Origin of the sequence: Aeromonas sp. TW 6 (genome assembly GCF_013168745.1) — a bacterium.
Lineage (GTDB): Bacteria > Pseudomonadota > Gammaproteobacteria > Enterobacterales > Aeromonadaceae > Aeromonas > Aeromonas caviae.
This window is the reverse complement of sequence record NZ_JABERS010000001.1, coordinates 115,666-127,779: the sequence shown is the minus strand read 5'-3', so window position 1 is coordinate 127,779 and position 12,114 is coordinate 115,666. Positions and strand designations below refer to the sequence as shown.

The 12,114-nt window shown below is 62.3% G+C and carries 12 protein-coding genes and 1 tRNA gene; 6 read left to right on the top strand and 7 right to left on the bottom strand.

Annotated elements, in window-relative coordinates; all coding sequences use genetic code 11:
- The first annotated feature begins 10 nt into the window (after nucleotides 1-10).
- Nucleotides 11-736: an MOSC domain-containing protein gene (locus tag HKD46_RS00590; protein ID WP_171864744.1), complete on the top strand. Its 726-nt coding sequence runs from the start codon at nucleotides 11-13 to the stop codon at nucleotides 734-736.
- Between the two features lie 141 nt (nucleotides 737-877).
- A tRNA-Pro gene (locus tag HKD46_RS00585) sits at nucleotides 878-954 on the top strand.
- A gap of 235 nt (nucleotides 955-1,189) precedes the next feature.
- Here HKD46_RS00585 and HKD46_RS00580 read toward each other — a convergent pair.
- Together HKD46_RS00580 and HKD46_RS00575 are read right to left on the bottom strand one after the other, a co-directional pair.
- Nucleotides 1,190-1,717 carry a hypothetical protein gene (locus tag HKD46_RS00580; protein ID WP_010676052.1) on the bottom strand — a complete coding sequence of 176 codons (528 nt, stop codon included), beginning with the start codon at nucleotides 1,715-1,717 and terminating at the stop codon, nucleotides 1,190-1,192.
- 123 nt (nucleotides 1,718-1,840) lie between these two features.
- Nucleotides 1,841-2,305 carry a thioesterase family protein gene (locus HKD46_RS00575; RefSeq protein ID WP_069784940.1) on the bottom strand — a complete coding sequence of 155 codons (465 nt, stop codon included), beginning with the start codon at nucleotides 2,303-2,305 and terminating at the stop codon, nucleotides 1,841-1,843.
- A gap of 131 nt (nucleotides 2,306-2,436) precedes the next feature.
- Between HKD46_RS00575 and recQ the strand changes: the two genes are divergently transcribed.
- Entirely contained in the window at nucleotides 2,437-4,272 is a 1,836-nt protein-coding gene (gene recQ / locus HKD46_RS00570) for an ATP-dependent DNA helicase RecQ (RefSeq protein WP_171864743.1), read from the top strand.
- Nucleotides 4,273-4,371: 99 nt separating this feature from the next.
- On the opposite strand, the gene HKD46_RS00565 is transcribed toward recQ, so the two are convergent.
- Nucleotides 4,372-4,674: a cytochrome c gene (locus HKD46_RS00565; RefSeq protein WP_053288005.1), complete on the bottom strand. Its 303-nt coding sequence runs from the start codon at nucleotides 4,672-4,674 to the stop codon at nucleotides 4,372-4,374.
- Nucleotides 4,675-4,778: 104 nt separating this feature from the next.
- On the opposite strand from HKD46_RS00565, the gene HKD46_RS00560 reads away from it, so the two are divergent.
- The 3 genes from HKD46_RS00560 to HKD46_RS00550 all read left to right on the top strand — a co-directional run bounded on the left by HKD46_RS00560 (nucleotide 4,779) and on the right by HKD46_RS00550 (nucleotide 7,323).
- Entirely contained in the window at nucleotides 4,779-6,206 is a 1,428-nt protein-coding gene (locus HKD46_RS00560) for a YdiU family protein (RefSeq protein ID WP_053288006.1), read from the top strand.
- Nucleotides 6,207-6,216: 10 nt separating this feature from the next.
- The gene (locus HKD46_RS00555; protein WP_041214245.1) at nucleotides 6,217-6,504 is read left to right on the top strand and encodes a DUF3630 family protein; all 288 of its coding nucleotides are present in this window, start codon (nucleotides 6,217-6,219) and stop codon (nucleotides 6,502-6,504) included.
- A gap of 144 nt (nucleotides 6,505-6,648) precedes the next feature.
- Complete coding sequence (locus HKD46_RS00550; RefSeq protein ID WP_171864742.1) at nucleotides 6,649-7,323, top strand: 7-cyano-7-deazaguanine/7-aminomethyl-7-deazaguanine transporter; 675 nt, start codon at nucleotides 6,649-6,651, stop codon at nucleotides 7,321-7,323.
- Between the two features lie 271 nt (nucleotides 7,324-7,594).
- On the opposite strand, the gene rraA is transcribed toward HKD46_RS00550, so the two are convergent.
- The 4 genes from rraA to nirC all read right to left on the bottom strand — a co-directional run bounded on the left by rraA (nucleotide 7,595) and on the right by nirC (nucleotide 12,023).
- On the bottom strand, nucleotides 7,595-8,080 hold the full coding sequence (gene rraA / locus HKD46_RS00545) for a ribonuclease E activity regulator RraA (RefSeq protein ID WP_010676045.1): 486 nt from the start codon (nucleotides 8,078-8,080) through the stop codon (nucleotides 7,595-7,597).
- 154 nt (nucleotides 8,081-8,234) lie between these two features.
- A complete protein-coding gene (gene mgtE / locus HKD46_RS00540) occupies nucleotides 8,235-9,659 on the bottom strand; it encodes a magnesium transporter (protein WP_045522860.1) in 1,425 nt (474 codons plus the stop codon).
- A 132-nt stretch (nucleotides 9,660-9,791) separates the two neighbouring features.
- Nucleotides 9,792-11,198: a siroheme synthase CysG gene (gene cysG, locus HKD46_RS00535; protein WP_171864741.1), complete on the bottom strand. Its 1,407-nt coding sequence runs from the start codon at nucleotides 11,196-11,198 to the stop codon at nucleotides 9,792-9,794.
- A gap of 12 nt (nucleotides 11,199-11,210) precedes the next feature.
- The gene (gene nirC / locus HKD46_RS00530; protein ID WP_171864740.1) at nucleotides 11,211-12,023 is read right to left on the bottom strand and encodes a nitrite transporter NirC; all 813 of its coding nucleotides are present in this window, start codon (nucleotides 12,021-12,023) and stop codon (nucleotides 11,211-11,213) included.
- Nucleotides 12,024-12,114: the final 91 nt, after the last annotated feature.

The following is a 12,114-nucleotide window of genomic DNA, read 5'->3' as shown; positions in this document are numbered from 1 at the left end:
GGAGAATGGAATGCGGATCTCCCTCTTCATCGGCCAGAGCGCCGAACTGAACCCAGAGCAGGCCCCCGGCCTCATCAGTGCCATCCACAAGCAGCCTGCCAACGCCCCTCTGTGGTGCGATTTCCTCGGCCTTCGCGGGGATGAGCAGAGCGACAGACGCCATCATGGCGGCCCGGATCGGGCCCTGCACCATTACCCTGCGGAGCACTACGCCTGGTGGAAAACCTGGCAAACCGCGCTGGGACTGCCTGTACCACGCACACCCTGGCAGCCTGCCGCCTTTGGCGAGAATCTCTCTGGTTCGGGGCTGACGGAGGCGCAGGCCTGCATCGGCGATGTTTATCGACTTGGAGAGGCGCTGATCCAGATAAGCCAGCCCAGATCCCCCTGTTTCAAGCTCAACCAGCGCTTTGGCTATGGCCAGCTCTCCCAGGTGATGCAGCTGAGTGGTCGCTGTGGCTGGCTGCTGCGGGTGCTGGAAGAGGGAAGGGTGGATCCGCAGGGGGAGCTGACACTGGTGGACAGACCCTACCCTGAGCTGACGGTGAAGCGCACCGCCGACATCCTGTTCAACCAGGCTCGCAACGAGGAAGAGCTGCAACTGCTGCTGGAGAACCCGGCGCTCTCTCCCAACTGGCGCCAGCATGCGGCTCATTGGCTGGAACATGGAGTGGTGGCGGATTGGAGCCGGCGTTTGCTGGGGCCGACCGAGTTCAGGTTGCCTCGACAGGACTGAAGGCAGGCGGAAAGATACCTTGTGGGCGATTTTTGCTGCGACTCGCTGAATTATTGAGCGTAAAGCCATTTTTTTAGAGTGAATGCAAAAAAAGGCTTGTGTCGGGTCGGGGCTTTCGGTAAATTCTCGCCCCGCAGACATCGGTGTGTAGCGCAGCTTGGTAGCGCACTTCGTTCGGGACGAAGGGGTCGGAGGTTCGAATCCTCTCACACCGACCACATTTGAAAAGGCCGCTCAATGAGCGGCCTTTTCGCATTTGGTTTGTTGAAGCAAAGCTGACATTTCCATTGTCGAATGCTTCTACTGCTCCGATCTCCCTCATTTGCCCAACTAAAAGGGCCACCGCTCGGTGGCCCCACTGGTGGAGTCTGATCCTGACTCCGGCACTCTAGATTGTGACAATCTCGTTATGGGTCTTGTCGATGGTGCCCTCCTTGCGCCCCAGGCGCTCATTCAGATATGCCAGTGTTGATGCCGCAATGCCTTGAAACCGTGTTGGGTTTGCAGGGCTGCATGCTTGGGGTACTCACTAATGAAATGTGCTATTCCCTCCATCAGTTGTGAACGCAGCGAAGACACGGGCTCATGCCAGGCTTGCAGGCAGAGATGACCAGGGATCAGCTGCTCTCGATACGCTTCCAGCAGCGATTCCGGCCAGGGCTCGATATGGGAATCGTGACGCAGTAAATAGTGGGCGGCGGGTTCACGGGCATAGATGAACTGAACTTGGGCCAGGTCGCGTTGGCTTAGCGTTTGGCTGCCGATATGGCAAGTCAGATATTTTCCCGTCTTCAGATTCAGGAAGTGACCGCGTTGCCGACAGGCAATGATGCGATACCAGGGCAGGGGTGAACAGAGAGAATACCCCTCCAGCTCCTGTTCCAACCAGTGACGGCACTCTGGGGTCTGCACTTCTTCGCGCATGGCCTCAAGTCGTGTCAGCAAGGCTCTGGATGGTTGGGTAGCCAGTATCGCGCTCATCGTCTGCAATCCTCCCTCTGCACAGAATCCCGACTTTCAGTATGGACCCTGAGCGGAGGAGGGGGTAAGAATTCTAATGATTAAAATCAGCTTAGAAGCGCACTTTTTATGCAATAAAAACCATTAGCCGACGAGGTAGGTCCCCGTGCCGAAGGCGATGTGAGTGCCCTCTTCGTTGTGCAGCTCCATGCGGGCGACCGCGACCTTGCTGCCTGCCCGGATGATGTGGGCGGTGGCGATGAACTCGTTGCCGCGACCGGGACGAAGATAGTCCACCCGCAGATCGATGGTGCCAAGCCGCGAGAAGCGCTCCTTGAGATAGCTGGGGGAGAAGTCCTCCAGCTCGTCGATGCAGGAGGCTGCGACTATCATGCCGCCCGCCACATCGAGCAGGCTGGCGGTGACCCCGCCGTGCAGTATGTTGTGAAAAGGGTTGCCGATGAGCTTCTGTTCCATCTTGATGCGCAGCTCCACTTTATCGAAGTCGTAGTGGGTGACTTGCATGCCGATCAGTTTGTTGAAGGGCATCCTCTCGGCGAACAGGTTGGCTATGCCACTGAGCGCCATCTTCTTGAGCATCTGTTTCATTCCTTGAGTCCGCCCTGTCATCAAAGCCGAGTAAAAACTCCAGCCAGTCTGCAACACTTCCTTAACACTCGCAATGGCAGGTTTATTGTGGGCGGCGGCTGCTTTAGAATGGCGACCCCAAAGGAGAGCCCATGACCGTCATTGCCGAAACCCTGCCTGACCCTCAGCCAGAGAATCCCCTTGCCCTGTTGCAGGCGGTGTTTGGCTATCAGCAGTTTCGGCCGGGCCAGCTCGAAATCATCGAGCAGATCGTGGCGGGGCGCGATGCCCTGGTGCTCAAGCCCACCGGCGGCGGCAAGTCGCTCTGCTACCAGATCCCGGCGTTGCTGCGGCCCGGGCTCGGGGTGGTGGTCTCCCCCCTCATCTCGCTGATGAAGGATCAGGTCGACACCCTGCGCGCCAACGGCGTGGCGGCGGTCTACATCAACTCGGCACTGAGCCGGGAAGAGATGATCCAGAACTTTGCCGCCATGCGCCGGGGCGAGATCAAGCTGGTTTATGTTTCCCCCGAGCGTTTGCTGCAGCACGAGTTCATGGACCGGTTGGCGGAGCTGCCCCTCGGCCTGTTCGCCATCGACGAGGCGCACTGCGTCTCCCAGTGGGGGCACGATTTTCGGCCGGAATACGCGGCGCTGGGACGGCTCAAGCAGTGGTTCCCCCAGGTGCCGGTGGTAGCGCTCACCGCCACCGCCGACGAGGCGACCCGCAGCGACATGCTGCACCGGCTGGAACTGAACGATCCCTTCATCCACACCGCCAGCTTCGATCGGCCCAATATCCGCTACAGCCTGGTGGAGAAGTTCAAGGCAGCGGAGCAGCTGCTGCGCTACGTGCAGAGCCAGAAGGGCAACTGCGGCATCGTCTACTGCTCCAGCCGCAATCGGGTGGAGGAGGTGGCCGAGCGGCTCTCCCGTCACGGCTGCAAGGCGGCACCCTATCATGCCGGTCTGCCGCTGGAGCTGCGTCAGCAGACCCAGGAGGCCTTCCTCAAGGATGACATCGAGATCGTGGTGGCGACGGTGGCGTTTGGCATGGGCATCGACAAGCCCAACGTGCGCTTCGTGGTGCACTACGACATCCCGAAGAACATCGAATCCTACTATCAGGAAACCGGCCGTGCCGGGCGTGACGGCACTCCGGCCGAGGCGCTGATGCTCTACGATCCCGCCGACATCGGGCGGGTGCGCCGGCTGCTCGACAACATCGAAAACCCCCAGCAGCTGCAGGTGGAGCAGTACAAGCTCAACGTGATGGCGGCCTTTGCCGAGGCGCAGACCTGCCGCCGTCAGGTGCTGCTCAACTACTTCGGCGAGTACAACGACAAGCCGTGCGGCAACTGCGACATCTGCCTCGATCCACCCCAGAGTTATGACGGCACCGAAGATGCCCAGAAGGCGCTCTCCTGTGTCTGGCGGGTGGGACAGAATTTCGGGGTGGGTTATGTGGTGGAGGTGCTGCGCGGGTCGCTGAACCAGCGCATCAAGGATCACGGTCACGACAAGCTCTCGACCTACGGCATCGGCAAGGATCAGAGCCACGAATACTGGATGAGCGTCATCCGCCAGCTGATCCACAAGGGATTGCTGACCCAGAACATCACCCGCAATCTGGTGTTGCAGTTGACCGAAGCGGCCCGCCCCGTGCTGCGCGGCGAGGTGAAGCTGGAATTGGCGGTACCCCGCCTGCAGCCCATCTCCAGCCGCAAGGAGAAGCGCAACGGCCTGCTCGACAACGCCAATTATGACAAGCGGCTGTTCAAGGAGCTGCGCGCCCTGCGCAAGCAGATCGCCGAGGATGAAGAGGTGCCGCCCTACGTGGTGTTCAACGATGCGACTCTGGTGGAGATGGCGCAGCTCATGCCGATGACCGAGGAGGAAATGCTAGCGGTCAACGGTGTCGGTCACCGCAAGCTGGAGCGCTTCGGTGAGGCATTTATGGACCTGATCATCGACTACTGCCGCCGGTAGGGTCGGCCCTGGTAGACCTTGTCATCGACCGCAGCAGGCCCAGGCCGGTAGGCTGGCACAACAAACAGTGGAAAGGCGCCCGTTGGTCGGCGCCATGCATTATTTGAGGTTGGCGTAATAGGCCGCCAGATTCTCCATGTCCGCCTCGGTCAGCATCGCCATGAAGGGAACCATCAGTGGCTCGGTACGGGAACCCTCCTTGAACGCCTTCATCTGCTTGAGCAAATAGGCCTGGTTCTGGCCCGCGAGGTGGGGGTAGGTCGGGACGCTCGCCTTGCCATCCGCGCCATGACAGGCGGCACAGACCACGGATTTGGCCTTGCCTTCGTCTATGTCGGCCGCCTTGGCCTGATGGCCCCAGGCAAGCGCCAGCAGGGGCAGGGTATAGACCCACTTTTGCATCGTCTTCTCCTTGAAATGAATAATCGTGATCGCCTGTTAGCCTCGACGAGCCGACGGCGGTATAAAGAGTGACACGAGCATACGCAGGGACAACCCTCATCACCATGAAGTTGATCAACACTTTTGCCACCGAACTCCCCTGGGCTTGCGAGCCCGTTGCCCCGCAGCCGCTGCATGGCCCCAGATTGCTGCATCTGAACCGTGCGCTGCTTGGGGAGCTGGGGCTCGGGGAGGTGAGCGAGGCGCAGTGGCTCGCCTGTTGCGGCCAGGGGCAGCCCCTGCCGGGCATGCAGCCGGTGGCTCAGGTCTATGCGGGCCACCAGTTCGGCGGCTACAGCCCGCGTCTCGGGGATGGCCGCGCCCTGCTGCTGGGGGAGCAGCTGGCGCCGGATGGGTGCCGTTGGGACCTGCACCTCAAAGGGGCGGGCAAGACGCCATTCTCCCGCTTCGGCGACGGCCGTGCCGTGCTGCGATCCAGCATTCGCGAGTACCTGGCTTCCGAGGCGCTGCATGCCCTCGGCATTCCCACCACCCGGGCTCTGGTGCTGCTGGGCAGTGACGAGCCTGTCTACCGGGAGCTGGTGGAGAGCGGGGCGACCGTGCTGCGCACCGCGCCGAGCCATCTGCGCTTCGGTCACTTCGAGTATTTCGCCTGGAGCGGGCAGGGGGAGAAGATCCCCGCCCTCATCGACTATGCGCGGCGTTACCACTTCCCCGAGCTGGCCGATGGCGCCGAGCTGTTTGCCGAAGTAGTGCGCCGCACCGCGCGGCTCATCGCCAAGTGGCAGGCGGCGGGGTTCTGTCACGGGGTGATGAACACCGACAACATGTCCCTGCTCGGGTTGACCTTGGATTACGGCCCCTATGGTTTCATCGATGCCTATGTGCCGGACTTCGTCTGCAACCACTCGGATCCGGACGGCCGCTATGCGCTGGATCAGCAGCCTGCGGTCGGATACTGGAACCTGCAGAAGCTGGCGCAGGCGCTGGCCGGCCATGTGGATGGCGACGCGCTCGCGTCGGCCCTGGCCCAGTACGAGCACCAGCTGATGTTGCACTACTCCGAGCTGATGCGCGCCAAGCTGGGGCTGGCGGTGTGGGAAGACGACGATCCGGCGCTGTTCCGCGAGTTGTTCCGGCTGCTGGCGGCGCACAAGGTGGATTACCACCTCTTCCTGCGACGGCTGGGGGAATTGACCGCTCAGGGTGACTGGCCCGCCCGCCTGCTGGCCTTGCTGCCCGATCCTGCCGTCTGGCAGGGGTGGCTTGAGGCCTATCGGGCACGCCTCGCCCGGGAAGGGAGCGAGGATGGCGTGCGTAAGGGGCAGATGGATGCGGTCAATCCCAAGTATGTGCTGCGCAACGCCCTGGCCCAGCAGGTGATAGAGGCGGCTGAACGGGGCGACATGGCGCCGTTCGAGCGGCTGTTTGTGGCCCTGCAGCACCCCTATGATGACCAACCCGAATACGAGGATCTCGCCACCCCGCATCCGGGCTGGTATTGCGGGGGCGAGCTCTCGTGCAGCAGTTGAGGAGCCGCAGATGAACTGGCGTATCACGCAGATAGACAGGGAAGCCGGGGTGGTGATGCTGACCTGCCCGGGCCTTGACTGGGACAGCTTCCCGACTCTGGCAGAGGCCCTGTTGCAGGAGTGGGAGCTGGCGGCACTCGAGCGGGAGTGGGGGGCGGATCGCCACAGCTGGCTGCTGGAGTTTGAAGGCAGCTGCTTTCGGCTCGAGTACGAACATTACAGCGGCTGCTGGCTGGCGGCGGTGCAGCCGGACGACGCGGAGGCGCTGCTCTGGCTGGCTCGGCAGTCCCGGGAGTGAGCTTGGCGTGCGATGCGAGTCAATCCCTTGAGATAACCGCATAAAGATTGAACTATCAATTTTGGGGCGTATAATCTCGCCCCTTGATTATCGCCATGGTGGCGATATGGGTTCCCTAACCCCATTAACCAAAAAGGTCACAATATGAACCTGACTCCGGCTCAGTACCAGACGGCACTGATGCGTCTCTCGTTGTTCCACATCCTGATCATTGCCAGCAGCAACTACCTGGTGCAGCTGCCGATCACCATCTTTGGCTTCCACACCACCTGGGGTGCCTTCAGCTTCCCGTTCATTTTCCTGGCCACCGATCTGACGGTGCGGATTTTCGGCGCAGGCCTGGCGCGCAAGATCATCCAGACCGTGATGCTGCCGGCATTGACCGTATCCTACGTGCTCTCGGTACTCTTCTTCGAAGGGAGCTTCCAGGGGGTGGGCAATCTGGCAGAGTTCAATCTCTTTGTTGCCCGGATCGCGTTAGCCAGCTTTATGGCCTATCTGGTGGGCCAGCTCATGGATGTGGTGGTGTTCAACCGCCTGCGCCTGCTGAAAGCCTGGTGGGTGGCACCGGCGGCCTCCACCCTGTTCGGCAATCTGGTGGATACCATCGCCTTCTTCAGCATCGCCTTCTGGCGCAGCACGGATCCCTTCATGGCCGAGCACTGGGTCGAGATCGCGACCGTGGATTACGTATTCAAGTTGCTGATAAGTCTGGGGTTGTTTGTGCCGCTCTACGGTGTGCTGCTGCGCTATCTCAGCCGCAAGCTGGTGGGGGAGGCCGGATTGGCTGGCCTGCAAGCTGCTACGCGACAAGCCTGATGAGATTGACCACCCCCATGGGTGGTCAATTTTTTTGCGATCTTCGCAAATAAGGCTTGCACAGTTAAATGAGAATGATTATTGTTACCTTGTTTTCCGGGAAAGACTTCATTTGTTCCAACGTGATGGACTTCTTGTGAAGGCACGACATTGCTCACATTGCTTCCAGTTAAGGGGCCAGTAGTTTACTGGCCCTCTTTTTTTGCGTCTTTTCCGCCATCAGCGGGCATAAAAAATGGGAGCCAGGGCTCCCATTTTCACTCAGCGCTATTTACTCGATGTCGAGGGCATCGGGGGAGAGGATCACCCCTGTGGTATCGGCATAGAGGTGGTCATCCGGCAGGAAGGTAACGCCGCCGAAGTTGACAGGCAGATCGGTTTCCCCGATATCCTTGCTGTCGGCGCCCACCGGAATGGCCGCCAGGGCCTGAATGCCGATATCCAGATCTTCCAGAATGTCGACTTCGCGCACGCAACCGTAGCAGACGATCCCTTCCCACTCATTTTCCGCCGCCGTGGTGGCGATCTCGCTGTCGATCAGGGCACGTCGCATGGAGCCACCGCCGTCGATCAACAGCACGCGACCAACGCCGTTCTCCTTGACCAGTTCACGGATAAGACCGTTCGATTCGAAGCACTTGACCGTGGTGATGACGCCGCCGAAAGAGGCGCGGCCGCCGAAGGAGCAGAGCATGGGTTCGAGTACATCCACCATGTCCTGATAGATGTCGCACAGTTCTGAAGTGTTGTATTCCATTGTGTCAGATCCACCGCTGGAAACAGGTGGATCCAGTATAAGGAGTGGGGTTGGCATTTCAACGACTATTCCTTGCCCAGTGGCGGGAAATGCCGTTTTTGCGCGAAAGCTGCCCCGCGTCATGGCAGGAGCCGCAGGCGGTCAGCCTCGGGCTCTAGAGCAGGAACAGGGTCGCCAGCCCCAGGAAGATGAAGAAGCCGCCGGTGTCGGTGATGGCGGTGATCATCACGCTGGCCCCCACCGCCGGGTCGCGTCCCAGCCGGCTCATGGTCATGGGGATGATGACCCCCATCAGCGCCGCCACCAGCAGGTTGAGGATCATGGCGAGCGTCATCACGCCCCCCAGCGCCGCATCCTGATAGAGCAGGAAGGTGGCGATGCCCATGATGCCGCCCCACACCAGGCCGTTGATCAGGGCCACCCCCAGCTCGCGCCACAGCAGGAAGGAGACGTTGCCTGTCTGGATGTGCTGCAGCGCCAGCGCCCGCACTATCATGGTGATGGTCTGGTTGCCGGTGTTGCCGCCGATCCCGGCGACGATGGGCATCAGGGCCGCCAGTGCCACCAGCTGGGAGATGGTGTGCTCGAACAGGCCGATCACCCGCGATGCCACGAAGGCGGTGCAGAGGTTGATGGCAAGCCAGGCCCAGCGGGTCTTGACCGCCTTGGAGACGGGGGCGAACACGTCTTCTTCCTCGCTGATCCCCCCCATCCGGCGCAGGTCGGTGTCGCTCTCCTCATAGACCAGGTCCACCACCTCGGCGACGGTGAGCCGTCCCATCAGCTTGCCCCTGGCATCCACCACGGCGGCGGAGACCAGGTCGTCCCGCTCGAAGGTGCGGGCGGCGGCCTCGTCGTTGTCTTCCGGATCGAAGGTGACCGGATCCTTCTCCATCGCGTCGCTCACCAGGGTTTCGGGCTTGTGCAGCAGCACGGCGGTGAGGGGCAGCTCCCCCTGCAGCCGGTTGCGCCGATCGGTGACGAACAGCTTGTCGGTGTTCTCGGGGATCTGGCCGCGTAGGCGCAGATAGCGCTGGACGGTGGCCAGGGTCACATCGGGCCGCACCGTGATGAGCTCGAAGTCCATCATGGCGCCGACCGTGTGCTTGCCGTAGCGGATCACCTCCCGCACCTTGTCCCTGTCCACCGGCGCCATGGAGGTGAGCAGCCGCCCCATCAGGTTGCGGGGCAGGTGCTGGCCCAGGTAGATCTGGTCGTCGATGTCGAGGGTGCTCAGGGCGTGCAGCAGCTCCTTGTCGCTCATGCCGCTGATGAGGCTGTCCCACACCGTCTCCGACGCTTCCACCAGGATCTGGCCGTGCTTGTCTGCATCCACCTGCTGCCACAGCACGTGGCGCTCGTCCGGCGGCAGGGACTCCAGCGCATCGGCGATATCGGCGGCGGGCAGGCTGTTGACCAGCCGGGTCAGCTCGCTGGTCTGGTCCCGAAGCTCTGCGTCCTGCTCCCCTTGCGGGTCGAGCAGGCTCTCGGTGAGGGCGTCATCGGCCAGCAGCAGCGTGAGGATGCGGGCTCTGTCGTGTTCACGCTGTTTGGCGCTGTTCTTGGGGGGGAGGGACATGAAGCAGAATTCCTGAATTCGGTGATCCGGCGGACAGTCCCCTTAGGATACCAGACTTAAAACAACAGGTTATGACAGTAAATGCAGAAAAAGAAACGCCACCCGAGGGTGGCGTTGGAATGGATGCAGCGATCAGGCCGAGGCCAGGGCCGCGTCTGCGGCGCCTCCTTGCCCGAACCAGGCAAGCTGGTCCGCCAGGGTCACAACAGATCCCACCATGATGAGGGCCGGGCTCTCGACCCCCACCGCCAGCTCGGGCAACTGATCGAGGGTGCCACGAATGACCCGCTGGCAGGGCTGGGTGCCGCGCTCGATCAGCGCCACCGGGGTGTTGCTCGCCTTGCCGTGGGTCAGCAACTGTTCGCGGATGGTGGCACAGGAGGAGAGCCCCATATAGAAGACCAGCGTTTGCCGATCTTTGGCCAGCAGCGGCCAGTCGAGATCCTGAGCGCCACCCTTGCCGTGGGCGGTGACGAAACGCACGCTCTGGGCGTGATCGCGGTGAGTCAGCGGAATACCGGCGTAGGCCGCGCAGCCGCTGGCCGCCGTGATTCCCGGCACCACCTGAAAACCGATGCCAGTACCAACAAGCGTCTCCAGCTCCTCGCCGCCACGGCCGAAGATGAAGGGGTCGCCCCCCTTCAGCCGCACCACCCGCTGGCCCTTCTTCGCCTCTTCCAGCAAGAGCTGGTTGATCCCCTCCTGCGGCACGCAGTGGTTGCCCGCCTGCTTGCCGACGAAGATGCGTTTGGCGTCGCGGCGCACCAGCGCCATCACCTCGTCCGAGACCAGCCGGTCATAGACCACCACGTCCGCCTGCTGCATCTGGCGCAGGGCGTGCAGGGTGAGCAGACCCGGATCGCCGGGGCCGGCACCGACCAGCACCACCTCGCCAGCGCTCTGGCTCTCGTCGGCAAACAGGTTGTCGGCCAGTTGGTGGGCAGAGGCGTGATCCCCCCGCGCCAGCGCCTGCCCTAGTCGGTCCGCCCCGAGTAGCCGCTCCCAGAAGCGGCGCCGCTCGCCCATGGTGGCGAAGCGCGCCTTGACCTGCTCCCGCAGGCTGCCGGCGAAGGCCGCGACGGCGCCCAGATGCTGGGGCAGCAGGGCCTCGAGTTTTTCCCGCAGCAAGCGAGCCAGCACAGGCGCCTTGCCACCGGAGGAGATGGCCACCATCAGGGGCGAGCGATCGATGATCGACGGCATGATGAAGCTGGAGCGTTTCGGGTCATCCACCACGTTGGCAAAGATCCGCGCCATATTGGCGCTCTGGTAGACCAGGGCATTCACCTCGCGCCGATCGGTGGCGGCTACCACCAGCCACTTGCCCGCCAGTTGCTGCGGCGCGAATTCACCGGCCAGCCACTCGATGCTGCCGTTGGCAGCCAGTTCTGCCAGCTCGGGGTCGAGCTCGGGCGCGACCACGGTGAGCTGGGCACCGGCATCCAGCAGCAGGCGCGCCTTGCGCTCCGCTACCTCGCCGCCGCCGACCAGCAGCACGGGTTTGTTGTCGAGTCGGCAAAAGATGGGCAAGTAGTCCATGGGGCCTCCTGATCAGGCGGTTTGGGTCTGGCTGGCAGTGGTGGTGGCGTCGCTCACCGCGACCGGGCGCTCAGCCTTGGGAGTGGCATACCAGTAGCCGAGGCCCATGAAGAGGGCACCGGAGACGGTGTTGCCCAGGGTCACCCACAGCAGGTTGTGGCCGATGCCACCCAGGGTGTAGGCCTCGGAATGGGCACCGAACCAGGAGAGGGCGAACAGGGTCATGTTGGCGACCGAGTGCTCGTAGCCGGAGGCGATAAAGGCCAGCAGGCACCACCAGATGGCGATGAACTTGGCGGCACCCTCGGTGCGCAGCGCCATCCAGATGGCGAGGCAGACCAGCCAGTTGCACAGCACGCCCTTCATGAACAGGGTCAAGGCAGGTGCCTGGGTCTTGGCCAGCGCCACCTTGTGGGCCAGACTGCCCGCATCCGGCAGCAGGCTGCCGCCGTAGGAGTAGATGAGCGCCACCACGATGGAGCCAATCAGGTTACCCGCCCAGGTCTGCGGCAGGATGCGCAGCAGGTCGGCCATGGTGATCTTGCCCGTTTTCACCCCGAAGGTGAGGAACATGGTGTGGCCGGTAAACAGCTCGGAGCCGGCGATGATCACTAGGGTCAGGGCGATGCCAAAGGTGGCCCCCATCACCAGCGGACGGATGGCGGGATCCACCAGGTTGCCCAGGGTGAAGATGAGGATGATGCCGAGGCCCACATAGGCCCCCGCCATGGCCGAGCTGAGCCAGAAGCCGAGCTTGTCGCTGCGCTCGAAGCGATTGATGCGGGCCGCGTTGGCGGCGCACTTGTTGATGGTTTCGGTATACATCTTTGTTTCCTTCAAGAGGGCCGCCCGCGGGCAGCCCTGACTGTTTTTTAACCCCCTCCCTGCCTCCCCCTTGTCAAGGGGGAGGGGCTTT

What these genes read in the sequence shown, in the direction of transcription:
- HKD46_RS00590 (WP_171864744.1), top strand. Translation starts at nt 11, where the DNA reads ATGCGGATCTCCCTCTTCATCGGCCAGAGCGCCGAACTGAACCCAGAG.
- HKD46_RS00580 (WP_010676052.1), bottom strand. Translation starts at nt 1,717, where the DNA reads ATGAGCGCGATACTGGCTACCCAACCATCCAGAGCCTTGCTGACACGA.
- HKD46_RS00575 (WP_069784940.1), bottom strand. Translation starts at nt 2,305, where the DNA reads ATGAAACAGATGCTCAAGAAGATGGCGCTCAGTGGCATAGCCAACCTG.
- recQ (WP_171864743.1), top strand. Translation starts at nt 2,437, where the DNA reads ATGACCGTCATTGCCGAAACCCTGCCTGACCCTCAGCCAGAGAATCCC.
- HKD46_RS00565 (WP_053288005.1), bottom strand. Translation starts at nt 4,674, where the DNA reads ATGCAAAAGTGGGTCTATACCCTGCCCCTGCTGGCGCTTGCCTGGGGC.
- HKD46_RS00560 (WP_053288006.1), top strand. Translation starts at nt 4,779, where the DNA reads ATGAAGTTGATCAACACTTTTGCCACCGAACTCCCCTGGGCTTGCGAG.
- HKD46_RS00555 (WP_041214245.1), top strand. Translation starts at nt 6,217, where the DNA reads ATGAACTGGCGTATCACGCAGATAGACAGGGAAGCCGGGGTGGTGATG.
- HKD46_RS00550 (WP_171864742.1), top strand. Translation starts at nt 6,649, where the DNA reads ATGAACCTGACTCCGGCTCAGTACCAGACGGCACTGATGCGTCTCTCG.
- rraA (WP_010676045.1), bottom strand. Translation starts at nt 8,080, where the DNA reads ATGGAATACAACACTTCAGAACTGTGCGACATCTATCAGGACATGGTG.
- mgtE (WP_045522860.1), bottom strand. Translation starts at nt 9,659, where the DNA reads ATGTCCCTCCCCCCCAAGAACAGCGCCAAACAGCGTGAACACGACAGA.
- cysG (WP_171864741.1), bottom strand. Translation starts at nt 11,198, where the DNA reads ATGGACTACTTGCCCATCTTTTGCCGACTCGACAACAAACCCGTGCTG.
- nirC (WP_171864740.1), bottom strand. Translation starts at nt 12,023, where the DNA reads ATGTATACCGAAACCATCAACAAGTGCGCCGCCAACGCGGCCCGCATC.